Raw genomic sequence first — 21,733 nt, forward strand, 5'->3', positions numbered from 1 at the left:
CTACAATGAGTCAGAACGGGCAAAAGCCCATATCCAGCCCCATTTGCCGGGACTGGAGTTCACAGAAGGAAAACTTGATGCCTTGGAGCAATCAGTCAGGTGGCGGTGGCCCCTGGAAGGGTGGCGGAAATAACGGCGGCGGTCCATGGGGCGGCGGCGGAGGAAACAACAACGGTCCTTGGGGCGGTGGCCCCAACAGGGGCGGTGGTGGCAATCCGCCTGACCTGGAAGAACTCCTGAAACGCACCCAAGACCGTATGAAAACCGTCCTGCCCGGCGGCGGCGGTGGCGGCCTTGGCATCCTCGGCATTTTGATTGTCATCGGCCTTGGTGTTCTGGGCTGGCTTGCAACCGGGGTCTACATCGTCGACGAAGGCCGCGGTGAAGTTGGCGTTGAGCTTGTTCTTGGTAAGGTCACCGACCAGACCGGTACCGGCTTTCATTACAATTGGCCGTATCCAATCGGCGAAGTTTACAAGCCGCAGGTCGAGCAACAGCGCGAAACCACTGTTGGGGTTGAAGAACTCTTCACCAACTCCGGTGCGGTGCGCTCACGAGATGTTCCTGAAGAAAGCCTGATGCTGACCGGCGATGAAAACATTGTCGATGTCGGTTTCAAGGTCCAGTGGCGGATCAAGAACACTAAAGAAGGTATCACCAATTACCTGTTCAACATCCAGAACCCGGAAGGCACAGTGAAAGCCGTTTCGGAAAGCGCCATGCGCGAGGTTGTCGGCGAATCCAACATCGATTCCATTCTGACGCAGAACCGTGTGACCATTCAGAATGATGTGGCAAGTCTGATGCAGACAACGCTAGATTCTTACCGGGCCGGGATTGAGATCACCGAAGTGCAGATGCAGAAGGTGGATCCGCCCGCGCAGGTCATCGACGCGTTCCGTGATGTTCAGGCTGCGCGCGCCGACCAGGTGCGTATCGAAAACGAAGCGCAAGCCTATGCCAACCGGATGGTTCCGGAAGCCCGCGGTGAAGCCGCCCGCATCTTGGAACGGGCAAACGCCTACCAGGAACAGGCGATTGCTGAAGCAACTGGTCAATCACAGCGTTTCACAAAAATCTATGAAGAGTACAAAAACGCACCGGACGTGACCCGCGAGCGTCTGTACCTGGAAACCCTGGAGAAAGTCTTGGGTGACAACAATAAAATTATCATCGACAGCGAATCTTCGGGCTCCGGCGTACTGCCGTTCCTGCCGCTCAATGACCTCAACGGACGCCAGTCCACACGGACGGGAGGAAACTGATCATGCGTAGCGGAATTTTGGGTTTCCTGATCGTTGCCTTGGCATTCCTGGCCTACACGTCGATCTACATTGTAAATCCGACCCAGCAAGCCCTGATCTTGCAGCTTGGCCGTGTCGACCGTGTCATTCAAGACCCGGGCCCTTATCTGAAGTATCCGTTCGTTCAGAATGTCGTTTATCTCGATAAGCGTATTTTGGATCTGAACATGAGCCCGCAGGAAATTATTGCGGCGGATAAGAAACGTCTCGTCGTGGACGCATTTGCCCGCTACCGGATTTCCAACCCGGTGCTGTTCTATCAGCGTGTGAACAACGTGCGTGTCGCCAACCAGCGTTTGTCCACGTTCTTGCAGTCGTCGCTCCGTTCTGAGCTTGCTAAGGCCTCCTTTGTGGCTGTTGTTCGCGATGACCGCTCCGGTCTGATGGAAAACATCCGCCGGGACGTCAGTGCCAATGCGGCTGAACTTGGCATTGAAGTGATCGACGTGAAGATCCGCCGTGCGGATTTGCCGGCGGCCAACTCGCAGGCGATTTATGCCCGTATGCAGACGGAACGTCAGCGTGAAGCAACGGAAATCCGGGCCCAGGGCGAGGAGCAATCCCGCAGGATTCGGTCCCGTGCCGACCGTGATGTGACGGTTCTGGTGGCGGAAGCCAACCGGGACGCGGAAATTATCCGCGGTGATGGTGATGCGGAGCGGAACAAGATCTTCGCCGAGGCATTTGGCGCCGATCCGGAGTTCTTTGCCTTCTACCGGTCGATGCAGGCCTACGAAGCTGGATTGCAAGCTGGTGACACGAGCCTGGTCTTGTCCCCTGATTCAAGCTTCTTCCGCTTCTTCAAGGATCCGATGGGTGTAAACGCTCCGGCAGGCGGAAACGGTGCTGGCGGATCCGGAGGTGCAACAGGGTCGCCTTCGCTCGCCGCACAATGAGTGAATTGCTGACGGCCCTTGGATTGGTCCTGGTGTTGGAAGGGGTGCTTTATGCAATTGCACCCGGTGGCATGAAAAATGTCATGCGCAGTGCCCTTGAAACACCAGACCAGATCTTACGGGCCGTTGGGCTCGGAGCGGCCGCATTAGGCGTATTTCTTGTGTGGATCATCCGCGGATAGCGAAAAGTTTAGGGGCGGGAGGCGCAAAAACCTCCCGCCCGTTCTATATTGTATGGCAAGCCCTGGGTTCCGCCCAGTCTAGTTTGCGCTCTCACGACAGTCGATACGACTGGTATGGAGGAGAAAGCCCTATGGCTCTGAAGTTATTTAGCCGAGGCATGCCAAGAATTGCGTCCGCCACAGCTGTTTTGATGCTGGGCGGCATGATTGCACTTCAGCCGGTGCAGCCTGGCTACGCCCACGATGGCAAAGGACCTGAAACCGTAGCAGATCTTGCTGAAGAGCTGGCTGATGCGGTGGTCAATATTTCGACCGCACAAACGGTTCAGGGGCAACGCTCAGTGCCGATGCCGCAAGTTCCGGAAGGCTCGCCATTTCAAGAGTTCTTCGAAGAATTCTTCAACCGGCAAAACCGGGATGACGATCAGCAACCACGCCGGGTGCAGTCCTTGGGGTCTGGTTTCGTCCTGGACGGCAAAGCCGGCATTATTGTTACCAACAACCACGTCATTGAAGGCGCAGATGAAGTCACTGCCAACTTCAACGATGGCACCAAATTGCGTGCGGAAGTGATTGGTACCGATGAGAAAACTGATATCGCCGTTCTCAAGGTGACACCGGAAACGCCCCTGCAGGATGTAAGTTTTGGCGATTCCGATGGCATTCGTGTTGGTGATTGGGTGATGGCGATCGGTAATCCGTTCGGGCTTGGCGGCACAGTCACCGTCGGGATCGTCTCAGCGCGCAACCGCGACATCAACGCAGGGCCATACGACAACTTCATTCAGACCGATGCGTCCATCAACCGCGGCAACTCCGGTGGCCCGCTGTTCGATATGGACGGCAATGTGATCGGGATCAACACTGCGATCATCTCACCGTCTGGTGGGTCGATCGGGATTGGTTTTGCAATTCCGGCGAAGACTGCAATCCGCGTGATCGATCAGTTGCGTGAATTTGGGGAAACCCGCCGCGGCTGGCTCGGTGTGCGCATTCAGGAGGTCACCGACGAAATCGCCGAGAGCCTCGGCATGGATGAGGCCCTTGGCGCACTTGTTGCCGGCGTGACAGAAGATGGTCCGGCCGCGAAAGGCGAGATCGAAGCGGGCGACGTTATCGTCAAATTCGACGGCAAAACGGTCGAAGCAATGCGCGAGCTGCCGCGCATGGTCGCCGAAACCGCCATCGGCAAGGAAGTCGATGTCGTTGTTTTGCGCAAGGGTAAGGAAGTTACCATCCGTGTGACCCTGGAGCGTCTGGAAGAAAAGCAGGTGACTGAAGCCAGTGCACCGGTCGAGAAAAAGGAAGACGAGCCGGCTGAAACCAGCAAAGTGCTTGGTATGACTTTGGCTGAACTCGATGATGAGCTGCGCAAGCAGTTCTCGATCGAGGACGATGTCACAGGTGTTGTTGTGACTGAGGTGGAAGCTGGTTCATCCGCTGAAGAAAAGCGGGTAACAGCCGGTGATGTCATCAAGGAAGTCGCCCAGGAAGCAGTATCGACCCCTGCGGATGTGGAAGCGGAAATCAAGAAGTTGAAAGAAGACGGCAGGCGGTCAGCGCTTCTGCTTCTGTCCAATCCGACGGGCGATGTCCGTTTTGTCCCGGTTCGGATCGAAGACAACTAGCTCCGATCTTCAACATACCTATAGAAAGGGCGCCTCGTGGCGCCCTTTTTTGTCTATCCAGAGTATGAAAATCAGCTCAATATGAAGTCTGTTTCTGCGTACCCTTGGAAATAGAGCAGGGCGGTGAGGTCGCCGTGGTCGATGCGGAAGTCAGCGGCTTCTGCAACAGCGGGTTTTGCCCGATAGGCCATCCCCGCACCGGAGCGCTCGATCATGGCAAGATCATTGGCGCCATCCCCAACGGCAATCGTTTCGTCGAACCCAAGGCCCTTTTCGGCGACCAGAGCCTCTAAACGCACGCGCTTGGCGTCTCGTCCCAAAATGGGTTCGGCAACCTTGCCGGAGAGTTTGCCGTCGTCTTCTAGAAGAATATTAGCCTGGTTTTCGTCAAAGCCAATCATGGCCGCGACCGTTCCGGTGAAATGGGTGAAGCCGCCCGAGACAAGAGCACAGTACGCACCATTTGCCTTCATGGTCTGTACCAAGGTGCGGCCGCCGGGCATCAGGGTAATGCGATTGCTCAAGACGCTGTCGATAGCTGACAGGGGAAGACCCTTCAATAGGCCAACACGCTCGCGCAAGGCGGGTTCGAAGTCGATTTCGCCCCGCATTGCCCGTTCCGTGATTTCCGAGATTTTATCCTTGAGCCCGAGTTCAGCCGCCAGTTCATCAATACATTCTTGCCGGATCATGGTGGAATCCATGTCGGCAATAAGAAGCTTTTTCCGCCGGTTTTCTTGAGACTGGACGAACACATCCACTGGGGCAGAGCCGATAAGCTCCCGCAGCTTTGTATCCGCGGCACTTGCATTTTCCCCCTGGAAGAGGATATCGGCAGCAATGCCGGGATTGAGTATTGTTGGCGGACTATCGGAGCCGAGGGCCTCTGCCGCCCGTTGAGCCAGATCCTCTCCAACGGCAGGGGCGGTCGGAGTAGATACTAGAGTAGCAACGAGGGACATGGGCATTTCCTTTGAAACAGGGCCGAACAGTGGTCACGGCAAACGCGCCATTCTGATAGCGGGCCCAACGGCAAGCGGCAAGTCGGCCTTGGCAATTGAATTGGCAAAACGGGTCGATGGTGTGGTCGTTAATGCCGATTCCATGCAGCTTTATGAAGATCTGCGCCTTGTCAGCGCCCGCCCGTCTATTGAGGACGAAGCCGAAGTACCACACCGGCTTTATGGTGTGCTGCCCTCATCAGAAGCCTTTTCGACGGGGGCATGGCTGCGCCGGATGTCGGCGGAGTTGGAAACGATCTGGTCTGCAGGTCAGGTGCCGGTGCTCGTTGGCGGAACGGGGCTTTATTTCAAAGCGCTAACCGAAGGGTTTGCGGAACTCCCTGAAATTCCAGAGATTGTCCGGGAAAAAGCCCGTTTGCTTGCTGAAACAGATGGCGTGCCCGCTTTGAAAAAAGCACTGGCTGCTGCAGGGGATGAACAGGCCGCAAAAACGCTGAATGATCCGCAGCGCCTTGCCCGTGCCCTGGAGGTCATTCTGGCGACCGGTCAGCCTTTGACTCATTGGCAGAAAGAGCAGCAGTCATCCCCGGTATTACAGGCTGCGGATTGCATGTGTTTGGTTCTCGCACCGCCGCGGAACTGGCTTCATGAACGGATTGCCAAACGGTCAAAACTGATGCTTAGTGAAGAAGGCATCCGGGAAGTTAAAGTATTACTCGCGCAAAAGTTGTCGTATAAACTTCCGGCAATGCGCGCGATAGGGGTTAAGGAAATCGGAGCCTTTTTAACAGGCAAACAGGATATTGTGGAAACCGAATACCGCTTAATTGTTGCAACGCGGCAGTATGCGAAGCGCCAGGAAACCTGGTTTCGTAATCAAATGCCAGACTGGCAACGAATTGACCCGTCACGGGAAATCGATGCGGATGCAGTCGCAGCGGATTTCTTGGCCGGAAGATGAAACCAGAAGTTTGTGCGATGCAATGAATGTTTCAAATTAACCTGTTGTAAATACGAATATTTTCAATGGTAATTTGTTATTATACTTTCGGCTGCCATCTCATTGGCACAATTCAGGGTTACAACGTCCGCAGCAGAACGAACGGAGCCCGAGAACCATTGTATTTGGATGTGAAGAGGCTGGCGTCGGGGAGGATAGAGTGCAGACGATATTTCTCGAAAACGATTCCGTGAGGCTGGTTCCCTTGTCCTTGTCAGACATCGGACCGGTGAGAACCCTTCATGCGGATGCTTATGGTAATCGCTGTTCGGATGGCGACTGCGCCTGTCAATCAGATGAAGCCGAGAAGCTCGTTCATACTGCACTTAAAAACCAGGAAGATCTTGGCGTATCCCGATGGAAAGTTGAGGCTGAAGACGGAAAGTTCTTAGGCTGGGCGGGATTTGCGCCGCTGGCGGAAACGTCTGAGATCAGCCTGAGCTATTGCCTTTCCAAGGCTGGAGGCGACAACGCTGATCTGCCACGGCGCCTTTGCAAAGCTCTAACGGAATGGTTCTTCAAAAAAACCTACTTTTCCCATTTGGTTGCGGCCGTCCGTGTCGATAACCGCGATATGCGGGAAGTCGTGCTGGAGACCGGGTTCTATCACCGGGAAAGCAAATTGATTGGCGGGATGCAGGCTGATGTGTTCCAGATGTTGAGCCCGTCGATGCAGACCTATTTGATGAGTGCCTGACCCACCCACCTTCAGGCGCATCAACGAAAAGAGCGGCACCCAAGGCGCCGCTCTTTTTGTCTGGTTGGAAACCGCTAGCGCTCTAAACCGCTTGCAAGGCTCCCGGGTTTGCCGCCTGGCGCCGCTGAGCCAGTTTGTTCATTGCCGACACATAAGCCCGTGCTGAGGCGACCAGCGTGTCTGTGTCTGCGCCCTTACCGGTAGCAATGCGGCCGTCGGCCTCCAAACGGACAGAGACTTCAGCTTGCGCGTCTGTGCCTTCGGTCACCGCATGGACTTGGTAGAGAGACAGGGTGGCTTCGTGCGGCACAATGCCCTTGATCGCATTGAAGGTCGCATCGACCGGGCCGTCGCCGGTCGCTTCCTTGGTAATATGCTGGCCGTCCACATCCATGGTCAGGATTGCTTTCTGCGGACCGCCGGTGCCGGCAATCACGGTCAAGGCAATGACCTTGGTGCTTTCACCCAGGATGTTGATTTCATCCTCGACCAAAGCTTCGATGTCTTCGTCATAAACATGCTTTTTGCGGTCAGCCAGATCCTTGAACCGGCGGAACGCATCCTGCAAGGCGTTGTCACCCAGTTCAAAGCCCAACTCGCGCAGCTTGTCGCGGAAGGCATGACGGCCAGAGTGCTTGCCCATTACCAGAGACGTTGCTTTGACGCCAACATCTTCCGGACGCATAATTTCGTAGGTTTCGGCGTTCTTCAGCATGCCGTCCTGGTGAATGCCGCTCTCATGGGCAAAGGCGTTCTTGCCGACGATGGCCTTGTTGTATTGAACGGCGAACCCTGAGGCGCCTGCCACCAGTTTGGATGCGCGCACCAAGTATTGCGGATCAATCTGCGTTTCATATGGCAGGATGTCGCCGCGGGTACGGATCGCCATGACAATCTCTTCCAGGGAGGCATTGCCGGCGCGTTCGCCCAGGCCATTGATGGTGCACTCAACCTGACGCGCGCCGCCAGCCACACCGGCCAGGGAGTTGGCAACCGCTAAGCCTAAGTCGTCGTGGCAGTGAACAGAGAAGATGGCCTGATCGGAGTTCGGCACACGCTCGATGATCTGCTCGAACATCGCCTTGTATTCATCCGGTGTCGCATAGCCGACGGTGTCCGGCAGGTTGATCGTGGTCGCTCCGCATTTGATGGCAGCTTCCACACAGCGGCACAGATAGTCGATCGGGGTGCGGGTGGCGTCCATTGCCGACCATTCCACATCATCAATCAGATTGCGGGAGCGGGTCACCGTATCGGTGATGATCTCCAGAACCTGTTCCTGGTTCTTGTTCATTTGAAACTGCAGGTGGATGGGAGACGTGGAGACAAATGTATGGATCCGGCCTTTGCCGGCGTATTTGACGGCTTCGCCGCAACGGTCGATGTCTGCGTGAATGGCGCGGGCCAGACCGGCGATGACCGAGTTTTTCGAACGCTTGGCGATTTCCTTGACGGCTTCGAAGTCACCATTGGAGGCGATCGGAAAGCCTGCCTCAATGATGTCGACGCCCATATCATCCAGGATCTCGGCGATCTGCAGTTTTTCTTCCAAGGTCATGGACGCGCCTGGAGATTGTTCGCCATCACGCAAGGTGGTGTCGAAGATCCGGATCTGGTCCTTCTCAGAGGTGGCAGTCATGATGTTTTGTCCCTTAACTGGATCGGGCCGTATTTAGGTCACTTGAGGCGCGCGCGATCCGATTGTTCTGATGCGGTTCTAAGAATTCTCCCCTAAGTGCCCGTTCGCTTCAAACATGCGAACAGCCGACGCTCAGGGGCATCTAAGAAGGAGGAGATCGCCAAGTAGGAGGAGGCCGCCGCGCTGCAGTGTCTGCGCGTCGATAGAAGAAACGGCAATGTCGCGATCCGCGATCATGGGTCTTCTTACGGCCTTTGGTCGTTCCAACACGGTGCGCCATAGTCTGCTAGCAAAGCGTGACCGAGGCGTTAACGGATGTCGTTCATAAGACAGGATTCTTTTTGATGCAACTGGCTTTTGTGGAGCTTGTGCGATTTGTTGGCTGTGTCAGTCAGTTGTCAGCTGCGTGCAAAAGGCCTCAAACGCTCAATCTGGTTTAGAGGTGTCAACCGGTTTGATTGGAAGGTTTCCGCTAATTTTGATAGTCTGACGATGCGGAATGTCTGAGGTGTTTTTCAATGACAATAAGTTACGCCCGACAGCAGACCCTTCAAGGTCTCGATTCCTCCGTTACCCCGAATTGGCAAATGGTGCCGGTTGGCGCACAGCGGACACTGGCAGTCTCGGGGCATGGTTCCCTGGTGCCACGCGTGAATCCCAGCAACATCGCAAATGTAGCTCTCAACAACTCGGGCGGCAGTGCACGGCCTGTGATTACCGACGTGCCGCCGGAAAAGGGCACATCGAGTGGGTGCCTAATCTGGACCATACCGGCACGGTTGCAGCGGCCAACAAGCTTGAAACATCAGTCAAAGCTGAACGGCGTATTCAGATCGCATGTCATTATGTAAAGGAGGATGCGGGGCATACTACGAATCGCAATCGATCGGATCTGAATACCTTGATTGGCGGGGTGAATGCGATTTTGACCACCCAGGCCAATGTGACAATGGTGCACAAGAGCGCCAGATATTGTTGTTAGAATGTATTTTTTAAACAATAGCTAAGGAGGGCGTGGCAATGCGCATGGCCTGGAACTGCCGAAATTTTCTAGAAAAATTTTTGGCCGGCATATTGGTGGCCGTATGCCTTCCGATGCTAAATCTGCCAGCAGCCGGGCAGGAGAACGGCAACGCCTGGCCGGTTCAGCCGAAATTTGATGGTAAAAAGAAACTGCGCAAAAGCATCAGCGGCGCCGCCTGTGCTCCGGTGTCTCCGCCTGTTTGCCTGGTAGCGCTGGATGAAAAACAGCACACACAGTTTTTTACGATCCAGGACAAAACTATCGTTCCCGGCGCGGTCATGCGGCTGTTGCCGAAGAAGATTGACGGCGAAAAGACCGGTGAGATTGATGCCGAAGGTGCAGCCTATGGCGACGGGTATTTCTATCTTAGCGGGTCGCACGGGCTCAGCCGGAAAAAAGCGAAGTACGACCCGTCAAGTTTTTTCTTGTTCCGGTTTCCGGTCGATCCAGAAACTGGATATCCGGCCTTTGAATTTTCAAAGAAATCCGTGGCGGGCGAAATTAAGCGCACCAACGCTTTGCAGGCGGTTTTGAAAGGAGCTCCGGATCCGATTGGTAAATATGCAGAACAGCCGCTCGGTGAAGGGGCAGGGGGCGTCAATATCGAAGGCCTTGCGTATCGGGACGGAAGGATCTTCATTGGCCTCCGAGGTCCATCCGTTGATGGCACTGCGTTTATCCGAAGTGTCAATGCCGGCGCGCTCTTTTCGGATAAGAAACCAGACCTTGAGACAATTGAGTTGGCACTTGGACCTGGCACAGGTGTGCGGGATCTTGCGACTGTATCAGATGGTCTTCTTGTACTGGCGGGGCCGGTGCAATCGAAGGGAGAGTATTCGATCCATCATCTGGCGCTTCCCAGCGGCGCGCTGAAGAAACTGGCTGATTTGGAGATGCCGGAGAAAGACCAGAAAGCCGAAACCGTTCTGGTCCTGAAGGAGGGGGCGGAAACCGTCAATATTTTGATCATGTATGACGGCGCCAAAGATGGTGGTCCGAGGGAGTATCTGCTGACCAAGTAAAACTTCCCTGGTCAGAAGATGTTTTTATTGACCGTACTGATCCCGCCGCCGGACCCAGGACATGGGGTAGGGCAAATCGTCTTCATGTCGTCCCATTGGGGTCAGGTCCAAGAGATTGTAGGCCATGTTGAGGATGTCCAGGCCTCGGCCATAAGTTGAGTAGCTATGGCCGATGCGGCCATCGTCCAATTTCAAGAACGCGCTGACGCCCGGCAATTCTTCCCCGAAAGTCGTTTCCTTGTAGTTGTAACCCTTCCCATTTGAGACTTCTTTACCTGGAAAGGTCACTCCGAAGTCCCGGCTGAAGGAGTTGCCGGCGGTGGAGGCCCAGGTGAAGGACCAGCCAAAGCGTTTTTGGTATTCCAGGAGCTTGTTATTGGGCGCGTTGGATGTGGAAATCAATGCCGTGTCGCGAGCGGCCAAGTGGACATCCAATCGCTCATAATTGTCCGCCCAGAAGGAGCAACTCGGGCAGCCTTCCTCCCAGGTTTCGCCAAACATGAAGTGGTAGACCAGCAATTGCGGGTGCGGTCCAAACAGCTCTGACAAGGTTTTCTTTCCATCAGCTGTCTCAAAGACATAGTCTTCAGTCACCTCGACCATCGGCAAGGCGCGCCGGGTTTCCGACAATTTGTCCCGTTCTTTGGTAAAAGCTTTTTCCTGTTCCAAAAGAGCCTTGCGGGCGTCCAGCCAGGTGGCCCGGTCGACGAAATTCACTTCCATGGCGCAATCCTCCTAATTCTATTATTTGGCAAGAAATCCGGTCATCCGGTGGAGGCAATCCGCCCAGCCGGTGCCGACACCAAGACGTGCGTCTTCAGTTTTGATGGCTTCGTGCCGCAGCCGCACTTGTGTGGCACTTCCAGCCGCTTTGAACGAAATGGATACGAAAGAGCGATCAGTCTCCTGCCGTGTGCCATCTGCCAGCTCGACAACGTGACGCCAACTGAATTTCAGGAGGTTTGGGACCGCAATCTCCAGATATTCACCTTCCAGACGCTCCTGCCTTTCGTGGTCATCTTGCAGGACAAACCGCCATGATCCGCCGACCTTGAGGTCGATCTCAACGTCAGCCAGGCGGCCTGCTGGCAGGAACCAGCCATTGATTTCTTCCGGCACCGTAAATGCCTGGAAAACCCGGGCAGGTGTTGCGCGGAAAAGGCCTTCAACCAGGATAGGCTCCTGTCCAGGCGCGGATTTTAGGAAGTCACTTTCAAGCGGTTGAGCTGTCATTTTTGAGTGTCCTCGTTGGCAAGGTGAAGGGCCAGAGCGTCAAATCGGTCAAGCCAGAAGGCTTCGTATTTACTGAGCCAGTCGACGGCTTCCTTGATCGGGGCGCCTTTCAGCCGGCAGTGTTTGGTCCTGCCGCGCTTTTCGATATCAACCAATCCAGCCTCTGAAAGAACGCGCATGTGTTTGGAAACTGCGGTCAAAGACATGTCGAAGGGGGCGGCCAAATCGGACAGGGTTGCTTCGCCATTCGCAAGCCGGGCGACAATGGCGCGGCGGGTGCCGTCGCTGAGTGCGGAGAAAGTGGCGTTAAGTTGCTGCATATCGCTCATGTGCTTTAGTGAACTTATTGGTTGAGTATCATGGCGATCAAATTTAGTCAACCAATTGGTTAAGTGTTTTCTCGAAAATTGGTTTTGCCCAGTTCGGCAGACCTTTTTTGTGAGAATTGGGTTATTCCGGCTGGCGCGCACCAATGCAGTGCCGGCGCCTGAGACAGGCGGTCGGCGTGTTTCTGGCGGACAGAATGTTAGCTGTTAGAGGAAGAGCTCACCGCGAGCGATCAGGGTCGCTTGGCCACCAATGCGGACGGCATGCATCTCGCCGTTCACCATATCGATCTCCAAATCGATCAGGGAGGGGCGGCCCATTTCAAAACCCTGTTCAATGCGAATGTGGTGAGTGCCCGCGGTTAGGCCATCATAATGTTTGATGACGCCAGCAAAAGCAGCGGCGGCCGAGCCTGTAGCCGGATCTTCGGTAATGCCCATATCGGGGGCAAACAAGCGGGCATGAAACGCGCTGTCATGGGAACGTGTTTCGCGGCAGTAGACATAAGCGTCGTTGTGCTCTTCGTTACCAAAACCCTTTTTCCACATGGCGGGCACTGGTTTGGCGCGCGCGAGCGCGTCCAGATCGCGGACCGGGACAAAAGTGAACGCAGGGCCCACTTTGAAGCGGGATGGAGCGTGATTTTCAAAGCCGATGTCGGACGGTTCCAAATCCAGAGCAGCAGCAATCAGTTCAAGGTTTTGAGTTGGGCCAGCTGATTCCGGCAATACGGGCACATCAAACTCGGCAAAGGCAGCGGCATTTTCCCGCAAGATCACCGCACAGCGCACCGTGCCGATCTTTTGTTTCAAAACAACCACAGCATCCTGTTCACCGGAGATGTCACCAAAACGCTCCACGGCCATCAGAATCGCGGTTCCAACAGTCGGATGGCCGGCAAAGGGAAGTTCCACTTTTGGGGTGAAGATCCGCATGGATGCGGATTGTCCAGGATTTTCCGGCGGAAACACAAACACGGTTTCGGATAGATTGAACTCGCCCGCGATCTTTTGCATTTGCTCGTCGCTCAGGCCGTCACTGTCCAGAACAACTGCGAGCGGATTGCCCGCAAGTGCTGTGTTGGTGAAGACGTCCAAAATCGCGTAGCGACGGCTCATGCGGTATTCTCCTTAGAGTTCGAACTCCTTAGCGGTTCGAATGTGAGCGGACTTTTGCATGTCTTCGCAAGTCCCGCCAGACCCTTGCGGCGTTTGTTGGTGAACAAACTCTTGCCGGGACGGAAATTCGGGCAGTTCTTTCATGCCAAAAGATAGTGACCGAGGTCCCTGGCATAGGGCACAATTGCCGGGTCTTTCAGATCATCAACGGTTCGAATGATCCTGACATCTGCCAATTCTTGTTCCGCTGACGCCTTTGAGTGAGCATTGATTGCCGCCCTCAGGTCTTCTGCCGGACGATCGCAATCAAAGACTTGTGAAACGCTGATGCGCGCACCGTCAAAAATGATCAGCAGCTCTTCGTGTTTCAATTGGCGAGTTGACAGGCCGGTTTCTTCTTCCAGCTCCCGCGCGATTGAGGCTTGCATATCTATCGATCCGCTGTCGTTAACATCAGACGGATCAAGATTGCCGCCCATCGGGTAGATCAGGCCAGCAGTAGCGGTGTGCGGAGACATGACCCCGTAGAGCAAAGCGCCTTCGGAAGACCTGAGGACAGCAGACCCGAACAGATTGAAGGTCGTAAGGTCCGGGGCACCCCAATCGCGCCAGGTCAGAAAAGCCGCATAAGAGCATTCAGTGCAGGTCCCGCTTAAAACGCCATCTTCAAACCTGTGGTCCGTCAGTTTTAACGTTCTACCGTTCCAAAGCTCCGGGATCTGCCGTTGCTTTTCCGCGAAATACTCTGAAATGGCGGCCTTGTTGGCAGCTTCAAAAGCCCAAGGTTGGCCGGAGATTCTTAAATCTATTTTTGAAATCGGATAAACGGCCGGCTGGAGATGCTTTTCCATGAGCGGCATGAAACGGCCGGGTGCCATCTGGCTCGGTTCCTGTCCGGTGGTTTCATAACCGCATCGTTCGTAAAAGCCGCCGGCGTTGACCTCGCTGCGAAGAGCAATCTTTGTGTAGCCTTGTTGCCGCGCGCGGTCTTCGCTGCGCATTAGGAGCAAGGCGCCGATACCGGATTTCTGTACTTCCGGGGTGACATACAGATAATCGAGATCGACCCTGCCATTAGTGTCGTGTTTGGCTCCAGAAAAGGCGACTAGGACCCCATTTTCTTCGGCGACGATCCCATCCAACTCCAGAAGGAGATCTGGTGTGATTTGCCAGTGCTCGCGCCATTCCCGCATAAGCTCTTCCGTGTACCCCCAGGAAGCTTTTGCGAGATGCATGATGGTGGTGAGGGCCGGGGCATCCTCTGGGCGGGCAGGGCGGAGTTTTAAAGACATGGCTGGCCAATCAGGAAAGGTTCGAAAGGCCTAGCCGTTGAATGTGAAAGTTGCAAGCCGGTTAGATGCCTACTTGATGAATGTGCCGTTCTGCAGTTCGGTGACCGCCTGAACCAGCTCTTCGCGGGTGTTCATCACAATGGGGCCATGCCAAGCGACGGGCTCTTTTATTGGCGCGCCAGAAACCAGTAGGAAACGGATGCCGTGTTCTCCGGCATGGACAACGATTTCATCGCCTGTACCGAAGATAACCAACGTTCTGTCTCCGGTCTCGTCTCGGATCTTTAGCTCTTCTCCGCCAAATTCCTTTTCGGTTAAAACCCCGAACGGATCGGAAGCTCCTTCAAATTTTCCTGACCCTTCAAAGATATAGGCGAAGGTTTGTTTGTAAGTGTCGACCTTGAAGCGTTTTTTGCGGCCAGCCGGCACATGAATGTCCAGATACTGCGGCTCCGCGGCGATACCGTCAACAGGGCCTCTTTTACCCCAGAATTCACCGCAGATGATCCGGGCGGATGTGCCGTCATCGTCTGTAACCACAGGAATGTCCCTGGCTTCGACATCCTGGTAGCGCGGGTCTGTCATTTTGTGCGCGGATGGTAAGTTCGCCCAAAGCTGGAAGCCGTGCATACGGCCTTGTGTGTCGCCCTTTGGCATTTCCTGGTGCATGATCCCGCGTCCAGCTGTCATCCATTGCACGTCTCCTGCGCCGAGATTGCCTTTGTTGCCCAGACTGTCGCCGTGTTCGACCGTACCGGCCAAAACATAGGTGATGGTTTCTATGCCGCGATGGGGATGCCAGGGAAAACCAGCCAGATAGTCTTCCGGCTGGTCATTGCGGAAATCGTCCAGCAGCAGGAACGGATCTACCAGCGCCGGATCTTGAAATCCGAACACGCGCTCCAGTTTGACACCGGCGCCTTCCAAGGCTGATTGGGTTGTGCCGATATGGGTTATAGGGCGGATTGACATGATCGTTTCCCTGAAATCTACAATTGTCTCGAAAATAGTGGGTTTGCATGCGAAACCCAGAGGCGGGCTGCTGGACGCAGTGTTTCGCTTTGAGAAACAATAGCCTCTGGTTTCAGCTGACAAGATGTGTCAGGAAACCTGAGACCTTGCATCTTGCGGACCGTTCAACCACATGCAACCTTGCGCGCCCTAACAGGTGCCTGCTCACGGCCGTCCGGTCTTATTCTAATATTCTCAAATGGTTGGAACTTTATGCCGCCGATCCTCTCCGTTGAAAATCTGGAAAAAACTTATGACGGCGGCTTTCAGGCGCTGAAATCCGTCTCGCTGGAAATTCAGAAGGGTGAGGTGTTTGCGCTTCTTGGACCGAACGGGGCGGGCAAGACCACTTTGATCAGCACCATTTGCGGCTTGGTGCGCCCGACAGCCGGTGCGATCACTGTTGGCGGCCACAATGCTTTGAAGGACTACCGGGCGGCGCGGCGGATGATTGGTCTGGTGCCGCAAGAAATGCCGACCGCACCGTTTGAGATTGTCGGCGATACGGTTGCGTTCAGCCGGGGGCTGTTTGGATTGAAGCCCAAGCCGGAACTCATTGAGAAAATCCTGAAAGATCTGACGCTTTGGGAAAAGCGGAAAAACCCGATCATGGCGCTGTCCGGCGGTATGAAGCGGCGTCTGCTGGTGGCCAAAGCACTGGCGCATGAGCCAGAAGTTCTGTTTTTGGATGAGCCAACAGCCGGGGTCGATGTGGAGCTGCGCCACGACATGTGGCGGATCGTCGGTGAGCTGAAAGACAAGGGTGTCACGATCATCCTGACGACCCATTACATCGAAGAAGCCGAGGAAATGGCCGACCGGGTCGGCGTGATCAACAAGGGCGAGATTATCCTTGTTGAAGACAAAAAAGAGCTGATGCAGAAGCTTGGCCGCAAGGTTTTGACGCTTTCGCTCAATGCCGCAATCCAAACGCTTCCACCAACTCTTGAGAAATACGATCTGATCCTGTCAGAGGACGGTGGCAGCCTGACCTACACCTATGACACCCAGAGGGAGCGAACAGGAATCACGGCGCTGCTGACGGACCTTTCGGAGGCGGGCGTTCATTTTCATGATTTGCAGACGGATCAATCCTCGCTGGAGGATATCTTTGTCGATCTGGTTAAGAACGGGGAGTAGGGCATGACGTCTGAGTTTGAATGCCGCAAGGCACGTCTTGACGAGATCGAGGCCCTGACGGACCTGTGTATGCGATCCAAACAGTCGAACGGTTATGGCGATGCGTTTATGGCCGCCTGTGAAGACGAGCTTCGGGTTCAGGAAAGCTGGATTTTGGAGAACGACTTCTGGGTGCTGGAAACTGCGGATGGCGTGTTGGCAGGCTGTATTAGGCTAGAAACGAACCAAATGGAGCGCACCGGCGAACTTGCCACCTGTTTTGTCGATCCGGACTTTCAGGGCAAAGGCGCAGGGCGGAAGCTTTTTGAGAGTTTCATTGCCAGAGCCAAAGACCTTGATCTGAAACATATCTGGTTGGACGCTGATCCAAGCGCGGAACCGTTTTATGCGCGGATGGGATTTTTCACCACCGGCCGTGCACCGTCCGGTTCCATTCCAGGCAGAACCTTGCCGCGGATGGAAATGAAATTAAAGACCGCTGATCTGGAGCAAACCTCATGAATTTCGAAGCGGTTAAAGCAATCTATCTGACGGAGATGGCACGGACACGGCGGACCATCATGCAGTCGATCATTTCTCCGGTGATTTCCACGGTGCTCTATTTCGTGGTTTTTGGGGCTGCCATTGGATCGCGGATCACGGAAGTTGATGGAGTGTCTTATGGCGCCTTCATCGTTCCGGGACTGATCATGCTGTCCCTGATGACCCAGAGCCTTTCCAATGCCTCGTTCGGGATTTATTTCCCGCAGTTTACCGGCTCGATTTACGAAATCCTGTCAGCACCGGTGTCGTTCCTAGAAATTACGGTCGCCTTTGTTGGGGCTGCGGCGACCAAATCGATCCTGGTCGGCCTGATTATCCTGATCACTGCTCATTTCTTCGTCGACATCGAAATCCAGCATCCGTTTTGGATGGCGGCGTTTTTCCTACTGACGGCGGTCACCTTTGCGCTGCTCGGCTTCATCATTGGCATTTGGGCCGATAACTTTGAAAAACTTCAGTTTGTTCCGCTGCTGATCGTCACCCCCTTGGCGTTTCTGGGGGGAAGTTTTTACTCCATCACCATGCTGCCGGAGATCTGGCAGAAAGTGACCCTGATCAATCCGGTGGTCTATTTGATATCCGGTTTCCGCTGGAGTTTTTATGGTCAGGCGGATGTGTCGCTTTGGCTTTCGCTTTTGATGACCATGGTTTTCTTAGGCGGATCTCTTGCAGTCGTGCACTGGATCTTTAAAACCGGGTACCGATTGAAGCCGTAGGGCGTCAAATCGGAACCTCGGGATCAATGGTGAGTGGCAAGATGGTGACCTCGCAGCTCCTCCGCAAACTAGCCGTGATTAGCATGGCTGCGTCTCTGGCAGCCTGTCAAACCGTTGCCGCACCATCGCCTAGTGGTGCTCCGGTCGCGCAAGGCACCGCCGCGCAGGCGACACCGGTTCCCACCATCGGCTATGCACCTGCAACCGCTCAGGAGCGGGGTTACTCGGCTTTGGTCCTGGATGCAGTGACCGGCGAAGAGCTTTATGCCGACAACGCCGATGCGCCGCGGTATCCTGCATCGCTTACCAAGATGATGACGCTCTATTTGCTGTTTGAAAGTGTCAGTTCTGGTAAAAACAGATTATCGACGCCCCTGAAAGTGTCCGGCACTGCAGCGTCTCAGCCGCCGGCCAAGATTGGCTTGAAGGCCGGCAGCACACTCACTGTGGAACAAGCGGCACGAGCGCTGGCAGTGAAATCCGCCAACGACGTTGGCGTCGCTGTTGCTGAAAATCTGGCTGGCAGCGAAGCAGCCTTTGCCCGCAAGATGACCCAGAAGGCCCGCGCGCTGGGCCTTAGCCGTACTCGGTTTGTCAATGCCACCGGTTTACCCGATCCGGCCCAAGTGACCACGGCGCGGGATATGGCCAAACTCGGCATCGCCTTGAAACGTCAATTTCCGCAGTATGCCAGCTACTACAGGGCGAAATCATTCACCTACAATGGCCGTACCTTCCGTGCGACGAACAATCTGCTTGGCAAGGTCCGGGGCGTTGATGGGCTTAAAACCGGCTATGTGCGCATGTCAGGTTACAATCTGGTGGCCACCGCCCGGCGAGGCGGCAAACAGCTGATTGTTGTTGTTATGGGCGGTACGTCAGAACAGGCGCGTGATAAGGAAGTTGCCCGGTTGATCGAAGCGCATTTCTGATAAGGCTGTATGCCTATGACACCGCCGGAGCGGTGATCAAAGAGGAACCTTGCGGTCGCGCCATCTTTGTTCCCTGGGCTCAAAGCAGATCCTGTTTCTGCCGCCATGTTTTGCTTTGTACAAAGCCTTGTCGGCCGTTCGCATGAGTTCCGCAAGTGTGCGTCCCGACGGCAATTCACAATACGTAAATCCAGTGGACACCGTCATTGAACAGGCCCCTTCAGGGAGCAGAAGCGGTGTTTTTGCGACGTCTGTCCGAATGTTGTCGAGCAACTGCGACACTTCCTGCTGCGACCGGTTCAAGAAAACCAGAACGAACTCTTCTCCGCCGATCCTGGCAAAAAGATCATTGGGGCCAGGATGTTGCTTCACCAGTTTTACAAAGTGAATCAAGGCCTGGTCGCCGCCATTGTGGCCAAAGGTGTCGTTGATGGATTTAAAATGATCCAGGTCCGCATGCGCGAGCGCCATTGAGTGATTGGTGTCATTGGTCAGCAATTGGTCGATCGCGCTTTCGAGCGCCCGCCGGTTCATCGTTCCGGTTAGATGATCGCGATGCGCAGCTTCCTGCTGTTCTTTCATGGTTTTTTCAAACGCAATGGCAAGACAAAGGGCTGCCGATGCACAGCTGCCAATCAATAGGGTCAATTGGTGTGTTGCCTGGGCTTCATCCAATGGAAGGCCGAACTCACCCAAGACCGGCGGTTCAAAAAGGCCAAGGAACGCCCGGTGAGTAAAAGCTAAGGTGACGATCCCGTAACAAGCAATCAAACTGTAGCGGGAAATGAGACCATCCTTGATGTCCCTTAGGTATTCCCAGGTCGCCAAAACACCGATGATCCCATAAGCGAAATAGGCCACCGTTGTCGCTGAGCTGTGATCGCCTTCCGCCAGGAACGGGGCTGCGACCAGACCGGTCAAAAGGCACGGGATGGCCAGCTGCAGATAAGATGCCGGTCTTCCGCCAAAGTCTCTGGCCGCCATATACCGCAGACACAGGCCCGACAAAAGAAACAGTGTGCTGCCGGTATAAAGGAGTGTTGGCGGGATCTTATCTGCATTGACGTAGTAGAGCCCGTTCGCCGCAAGAATGGCGGTGCTGATCCCCCACAGCAGGATGTACTTCAGATGACGAAGGTGGAAGTAGGTGATGAAATAAACCACGGCAAAAACGGCGTTGATCACGCCAACGGCCACTATAAGCGTATATAAGTCCATGCGCCTGCTGCACCTTTTGCCGGATAACCGCCAGACAATAAGACGGTGAAGAACGTAAAATCTGAATTAAGATTTTGGGCGTCGCTCAATTAACGTAAAGAAAGTTCTGCTGTTTCTAGACAGCTAGAGCGGTGGTGGAAGCTGAATTTCTCCCCTCACGTCATGGATATATTGAACCACACCTAAATCTATTGTATGCAAATTGCATGCAAAATAATTTCACATTGTCATGCAGGGAGCCAGTGTTTGAAAAGTTGCTGGCTGATCTGATTTCCTGTGCCATTGAACCCGGGTCTCAAATTCAGGAAGTGCAGGCGGCGGCCCGCTATGGCACCAGCCGAACCAAATTGCGGGAAGCTTTTGTTGATTTGGCCGCCCGCGATTTTGTTCACTTGCAGAAAAACAAAGGTGCCGTAGCCGCTCCAATGGATGCCGCGACGGTGTATTCTGTTTTCGAGGCTCGAATTGCAGCCGAAAAGGCAGCAGCTGCGCTGGCCGCGGTTCGTGTGACGGCAGAGGAAAAGGCGGCGTTGAAAGCCTTTGCCATGGAGCTTGAGCAGGCACGCAATGCGGATGATCTCGATGCTTTTTTTGCGATCGATCGGGCAATCCACGATGCACTTGCCACCTTTTCCCGAAACTCCTTGATTGCGGCGCAAGTTCAGCTGATGCGGGCACACACTGCCCGATGCTGGCATTTCTACAAGGACAGGGGCCTGCGGGAGAGCGCAGATTTCGCCGGTGTCACGGCGATTCTGGATGCTGTTTCCGGAGGGCAGCCCAAGGAGGCGGCTGAGGCAATGCACGCGCATCTGTCCACGTATCTCGCCGCTTTCAATGAGATGTTGACCAACCAGTTTGAGGCATTGAAATGGGTCTGAAGGTTTTGTTGGCGGCAGCCACGCTCACGTTTTCAAATACGGTCTTCGCCTGGGGTGTGGAGCTTTCAGAGAACAAGCTGGTTGCCTTTGAATTGCCGGTGGCGCCGGCCACCTCGCTTCAGCAACTGCGCCAGGACACGTCCGTAAGAAATCTGCCACAGGGGACACTGTCCGGCCGGTTGCGTGTGCCAGCGGCAGATCGAAAGTTGCCAGCAGTTGTCGTTGTGCATACATGCCACGGGGAAAAGGCGTATGAACCCTGGCTGGACCGGTTGAACACCTGGGGGTATGCAACGCTCAGCTTTTCAAGATGTCAGCCGCCGGATCACAGCCCTGATGATGCGCACTATCCTTCACTGGACTGGAAAAGGGGAGCCTTGGCTGCCTTAGGTGCGTTACGGCATCTTGCTGAGCGGGATGATATCGATGCGGCTTCGATCGCAATCATGGGATGGTCACGCCTTGGTATGATCCCGCTGAGTGTCCTCAATCCTGAAGGTTTTTATCAGTTCTTTCCGGAGAAATTCGCTGCGGCTGTCGCACTCTACCCGTTTTGTTCATTTGCGCGCGGACCGCATGCAGGTCCCATTCTCGTCATTTCTGCAGCACAGGATGATTATGTCGACGCGGCAGTTTGCGAAAGGATGGCAGGAGAAACCAGCCGGGATGATTTCCCCATTCGCTCAGCCCTTATCAGCAACGCTTATCATGGGTTTGACTTAGAACTATTTGGCGCTGTTCATGACGCAAGCCGGGATGAAATTAATCCGGATGGGTTTGCAGCCGGTGGCGGCTCGCTCGGATATGACGAAGCGGGACAGCAAACCGCAATTGCGCTTGTTCGGGCATTTCTTCAGGAACATGTTCCGTCCCAAAAGGCTGATTGAAAGGGACCACTAGCAGCCGTTTCGCTCATTCAGCTGCCCAAGCGATTGTCCATTCACAGCGCATCCTTGTCTTTCTGCCGG

General features: G+C 54.8%; 23 protein-coding genes. 14 read left to right on the top strand and 9 right to left on the bottom strand.

The features are described from left to right. Window positions 1-77 precede the first annotated feature (77 nt). From hflK to ACOOFE_RS08370, 4 genes are all read left to right on the top strand, one after another. Window positions 78-1,265: an FtsH protease activity modulator HflK gene (gene hflK, locus ACOOFE_RS08355; protein WP_141186010.1), complete on the top strand. Its 1,188-nt coding sequence runs from the start codon at window positions 78-80 to the stop codon at window positions 1,263-1,265. A 2-nt stretch (window positions 1,266-1,267) separates the two neighbouring features. Further along, on the top strand, window positions 1,268-2,200 hold the full coding sequence (gene hflC / locus ACOOFE_RS08360; RefSeq protein ID WP_141186011.1) for a protease modulator HflC: 933 nt from the start codon (window positions 1,268-1,270) through the stop codon (window positions 2,198-2,200). After that, a complete protein-coding gene (locus tag ACOOFE_RS08365; protein ID WP_141186012.1) occupies window positions 2,197-2,382 on the top strand; it encodes a DUF2065 domain-containing protein in 186 nt (61 codons plus the stop codon). Before hflC ends, ACOOFE_RS08365 begins: the two co-directional genes overlap by 4 nt. A gap of 131 nt (window positions 2,383-2,513) precedes the next feature. Further along, window positions 2,514-4,010, top strand: coding sequence for a Do family serine endopeptidase (locus tag ACOOFE_RS08370; RefSeq protein ID WP_420414535.1), 1,497 nt, complete (start codon window positions 2,514-2,516; stop codon window positions 4,008-4,010). A gap of 71 nt (window positions 4,011-4,081) precedes the next feature. Here the strand turns inward: ACOOFE_RS08370 and serB are convergent, their stop codons facing one another. Then, window positions 4,082-4,972, bottom strand: a complete 891-nt coding sequence (gene serB / locus ACOOFE_RS08375; RefSeq protein ID WP_420414536.1) for a phosphoserine phosphatase SerB — start codon at window positions 4,970-4,972, stop codon at window positions 4,082-4,084. Here serB and miaA point away from each other — a divergent pair. Next, window positions 4,971-5,933, top strand: a complete 963-nt coding sequence (miaA, locus tag ACOOFE_RS08380) for a tRNA (adenosine(37)-N6)-dimethylallyltransferase MiaA (RefSeq protein WP_420414537.1) — start codon at window positions 4,971-4,973, stop codon at window positions 5,931-5,933. The genes serB and miaA overlap by 2 nt on opposite strands. 199 nt (window positions 5,934-6,132) lie before the next feature. Further along, window positions 6,133-6,669 (top strand): GNAT family N-acetyltransferase, encoded by a 537-nt coding sequence (locus ACOOFE_RS08385; RefSeq protein WP_420414538.1) that lies wholly within the window; start codon window positions 6,133-6,135, stop codon window positions 6,667-6,669. 82 nt (window positions 6,670-6,751) lie between these two features. Here the strand turns inward: ACOOFE_RS08385 and ACOOFE_RS08390 are convergent, their stop codons facing one another. Beyond that, complete coding sequence (locus tag ACOOFE_RS08390) at window positions 6,752-8,308, bottom strand: 2-isopropylmalate synthase (protein WP_420414539.1); 1,557 nt, start codon at window positions 8,306-8,308, stop codon at window positions 6,752-6,754. Window positions 8,309-8,826: 518 nt separating this feature from the next. On the opposite strand from ACOOFE_RS08390, the gene ACOOFE_RS08395 reads away from it, so the two are divergent. Beyond that, entirely contained in the window at window positions 8,827-9,159 is a 333-nt protein-coding gene (locus tag ACOOFE_RS08395; protein ID WP_420414540.1) for a hypothetical protein, read from the top strand. A gap of 244 nt (window positions 9,160-9,403) precedes the next feature. Beyond that, window positions 9,404-10,354 (top strand): DUF3616 domain-containing protein, encoded by a 951-nt coding sequence (locus tag ACOOFE_RS08400; protein WP_420414541.1) that lies wholly within the window; start codon window positions 9,404-9,406, stop codon window positions 10,352-10,354. 24 nt (window positions 10,355-10,378) lie between these two features. Here the strand turns inward: ACOOFE_RS08400 and ACOOFE_RS08405 are convergent, their stop codons facing one another. The 6 genes from ACOOFE_RS08405 to ACOOFE_RS08430 all read right to left on the bottom strand — a co-directional run bounded on the left by ACOOFE_RS08405 (window position 10,379) and on the right by ACOOFE_RS08430 (window position 15,296). Next, window positions 10,379-11,077, bottom strand: a complete 699-nt coding sequence (locus ACOOFE_RS08405; RefSeq protein ID WP_420414542.1) for a DUF899 domain-containing protein — start codon at window positions 11,075-11,077, stop codon at window positions 10,379-10,381. A gap of 21 nt (window positions 11,078-11,098) precedes the next feature. After that, window positions 11,099-11,587 (bottom strand): SRPBCC family protein, encoded by a 489-nt coding sequence (locus ACOOFE_RS08410; RefSeq protein WP_420414543.1) that lies wholly within the window; start codon window positions 11,585-11,587, stop codon window positions 11,099-11,101. Further along, complete coding sequence (locus tag ACOOFE_RS08415; RefSeq protein WP_420414544.1) at window positions 11,584-11,907, bottom strand: ArsR/SmtB family transcription factor; 324 nt, start codon at window positions 11,905-11,907, stop codon at window positions 11,584-11,586. The genes ACOOFE_RS08410 and ACOOFE_RS08415 overlap by 4 nt, the downstream gene beginning before the upstream one ends. Window positions 11,908-12,120: 213 nt before the next feature. Continuing rightward, window positions 12,121-13,032 carry a PhzF family phenazine biosynthesis protein gene (locus ACOOFE_RS08420; protein WP_420414545.1) on the bottom strand — a complete coding sequence of 304 codons (912 nt, stop codon included), beginning with the start codon at window positions 13,030-13,032 and terminating at the stop codon, window positions 12,121-12,123. A gap of 140 nt (window positions 13,033-13,172) precedes the next feature. Continuing rightward, on the bottom strand, window positions 13,173-14,324 hold the full coding sequence (locus ACOOFE_RS08425; protein WP_420414546.1) for a GNAT family N-acetyltransferase: 1,152 nt from the start codon (window positions 14,322-14,324) through the stop codon (window positions 13,173-13,175). 69 nt (window positions 14,325-14,393) lie between these two features. Further along, on the bottom strand, window positions 14,394-15,296 hold the full coding sequence (locus tag ACOOFE_RS08430) for a pirin family protein (protein WP_420414547.1): 903 nt from the start codon (window positions 15,294-15,296) through the stop codon (window positions 14,394-14,396). 252 nt (window positions 15,297-15,548) lie between these two features. Between ACOOFE_RS08430 and ACOOFE_RS08435 the strand changes: the two genes are divergently transcribed. The 4 genes from ACOOFE_RS08435 to ACOOFE_RS08450 all read left to right on the top strand — a co-directional run bounded on the left by ACOOFE_RS08435 (window position 15,549) and on the right by ACOOFE_RS08450 (window position 18,666). Beyond that, entirely contained in the window at window positions 15,549-16,475 is a 927-nt protein-coding gene (locus tag ACOOFE_RS08435; protein WP_420414548.1) for an ABC transporter ATP-binding protein, read from the top strand. 3 nt (window positions 16,476-16,478) lie between these two features. Continuing rightward, window positions 16,479-16,976 carry a GNAT family N-acetyltransferase gene (locus ACOOFE_RS08440; RefSeq protein WP_420414549.1) on the top strand — a complete coding sequence of 166 codons (498 nt, stop codon included), beginning with the start codon at window positions 16,479-16,481 and terminating at the stop codon, window positions 16,974-16,976. Next, a complete protein-coding gene (locus ACOOFE_RS08445; RefSeq protein WP_420414550.1) occupies window positions 16,973-17,734 on the top strand; it encodes an ABC transporter permease in 762 nt (253 codons plus the stop codon). Before ACOOFE_RS08440 ends, ACOOFE_RS08445 begins: the two co-directional genes overlap by 4 nt. Window positions 17,735-17,817: 83 nt before the next feature. Beyond that, complete coding sequence (locus ACOOFE_RS08450) at window positions 17,818-18,666, top strand: D-alanyl-D-alanine carboxypeptidase family protein (protein WP_420414551.1); 849 nt, start codon at window positions 17,818-17,820, stop codon at window positions 18,664-18,666. A gap of 36 nt (window positions 18,667-18,702) precedes the next feature. Here ACOOFE_RS08450 and ACOOFE_RS08455 read toward each other — a convergent pair whose 3' ends face one another. Continuing rightward, on the bottom strand, window positions 18,703-19,884 hold the full coding sequence (locus ACOOFE_RS08455; protein WP_420414552.1) for a GGDEF domain-containing protein: 1,182 nt from the start codon (window positions 19,882-19,884) through the stop codon (window positions 18,703-18,705). Window positions 19,885-20,126: 242 nt separating this feature from the next. On the opposite strand from ACOOFE_RS08455, the gene ACOOFE_RS08460 reads away from it, so the two are divergent. Further along, entirely contained in the window at window positions 20,127-20,765 is a 639-nt protein-coding gene (locus tag ACOOFE_RS08460) for a GntR family transcriptional regulator (RefSeq protein ID WP_420414553.1), read from the top strand. Then, window positions 20,756-21,652, top strand: a complete 897-nt coding sequence (locus ACOOFE_RS08465; protein ID WP_420414554.1) for a dienelactone hydrolase family protein — start codon at window positions 20,756-20,758, stop codon at window positions 21,650-21,652. Before ACOOFE_RS08460 ends, ACOOFE_RS08465 begins: the two co-directional genes overlap by 10 nt. The last annotated feature ends 81 nt before the right edge of the window (window positions 21,653-21,733 follow it).

Origin of the sequence: Roseibium sp. (assembly GCF_965216085.1) — a bacterium.
Taxonomy (GTDB): domain Bacteria; phylum Pseudomonadota; class Alphaproteobacteria; order Rhizobiales; family Stappiaceae; genus Roseibium.

What these genes read in the sequence shown, in the direction of transcription:
- hflK (WP_141186010.1), top strand. Translation starts at nt 78, where the DNA reads ATGCCTTGGAGCAATCAGTCAGGTGGCGGTGGCCCCTGGAAGGGTGGC.
- hflC (WP_141186011.1), top strand. Translation starts at nt 1,268, where the DNA reads ATGCGTAGCGGAATTTTGGGTTTCCTGATCGTTGCCTTGGCATTCCTG.
- ACOOFE_RS08365 (WP_141186012.1), top strand. Translation starts at nt 2,197, where the DNA reads ATGAGTGAATTGCTGACGGCCCTTGGATTGGTCCTGGTGTTGGAAGGG.
- ACOOFE_RS08370 (WP_420414535.1), top strand. Translation starts at nt 2,514, where the DNA reads ATGGCTCTGAAGTTATTTAGCCGAGGCATGCCAAGAATTGCGTCCGCC.
- miaA (WP_420414537.1), top strand. Translation starts at nt 4,971, where the DNA reads ATGGGCATTTCCTTTGAAACAGGGCCGAACAGTGGTCACGGCAAACGC.
- serB (WP_420414536.1), bottom strand. Translation starts at nt 4,972, where the DNA reads ATGTCCCTCGTTGCTACTCTAGTATCTACTCCGACCGCCCCTGCCGTT.
- ACOOFE_RS08390 (WP_420414539.1), bottom strand. Translation starts at nt 8,308, where the DNA reads ATGACTGCCACCTCTGAGAAGGACCAGATCCGGATCTTCGACACCACC.
- ACOOFE_RS08395 (WP_420414540.1), top strand. Translation starts at nt 8,827, where the DNA reads ATGACAATAAGTTACGCCCGACAGCAGACCCTTCAAGGTCTCGATTCC.
- ACOOFE_RS08400 (WP_420414541.1), top strand. Translation starts at nt 9,404, where the DNA reads ATGCTAAATCTGCCAGCAGCCGGGCAGGAGAACGGCAACGCCTGGCCG.
- ACOOFE_RS08405 (WP_420414542.1), bottom strand. Translation starts at nt 11,077, where the DNA reads ATGGAAGTGAATTTCGTCGACCGGGCCACCTGGCTGGACGCCCGCAAG.
- ACOOFE_RS08410 (WP_420414543.1), bottom strand. Translation starts at nt 11,587, where the DNA reads ATGACAGCTCAACCGCTTGAAAGTGACTTCCTAAAATCCGCGCCTGGA.
- ACOOFE_RS08415 (WP_420414544.1), bottom strand. Translation starts at nt 11,907, where the DNA reads ATGCAGCAACTTAACGCCACTTTCTCCGCACTCAGCGACGGCACCCGC.
- ACOOFE_RS08420 (WP_420414545.1), bottom strand. Translation starts at nt 13,032, where the DNA reads ATGAGCCGTCGCTACGCGATTTTGGACGTCTTCACCAACACAGCACTT.
- ACOOFE_RS08425 (WP_420414546.1), bottom strand. Translation starts at nt 14,324, where the DNA reads ATGTCTTTAAAACTCCGCCCTGCCCGCCCAGAGGATGCCCCGGCCCTC.
- ACOOFE_RS08430 (WP_420414547.1), bottom strand. Translation starts at nt 15,296, where the DNA reads ATGTCAATCCGCCCTATAACCCATATCGGCACAACCCAATCAGCCTTG.
- ACOOFE_RS08435 (WP_420414548.1), top strand. Translation starts at nt 15,549, where the DNA reads ATGCCGCCGATCCTCTCCGTTGAAAATCTGGAAAAAACTTATGACGGC.
- ACOOFE_RS08440 (WP_420414549.1), top strand. Translation starts at nt 16,479, where the DNA reads ATGACGTCTGAGTTTGAATGCCGCAAGGCACGTCTTGACGAGATCGAG.
- ACOOFE_RS08445 (WP_420414550.1), top strand. Translation starts at nt 16,973, where the DNA reads ATGAATTTCGAAGCGGTTAAAGCAATCTATCTGACGGAGATGGCACGG.
- ACOOFE_RS08450 (WP_420414551.1), top strand. Translation starts at nt 17,818, where the DNA reads ATGGCTGCGTCTCTGGCAGCCTGTCAAACCGTTGCCGCACCATCGCCT.
- ACOOFE_RS08455 (WP_420414552.1), bottom strand. Translation starts at nt 19,884, where the DNA reads ATGGACTTATATACGCTTATAGTGGCCGTTGGCGTGATCAACGCCGTT.
- ACOOFE_RS08465 (WP_420414554.1), top strand. Translation starts at nt 20,756, where the DNA reads ATGGGTCTGAAGGTTTTGTTGGCGGCAGCCACGCTCACGTTTTCAAAT.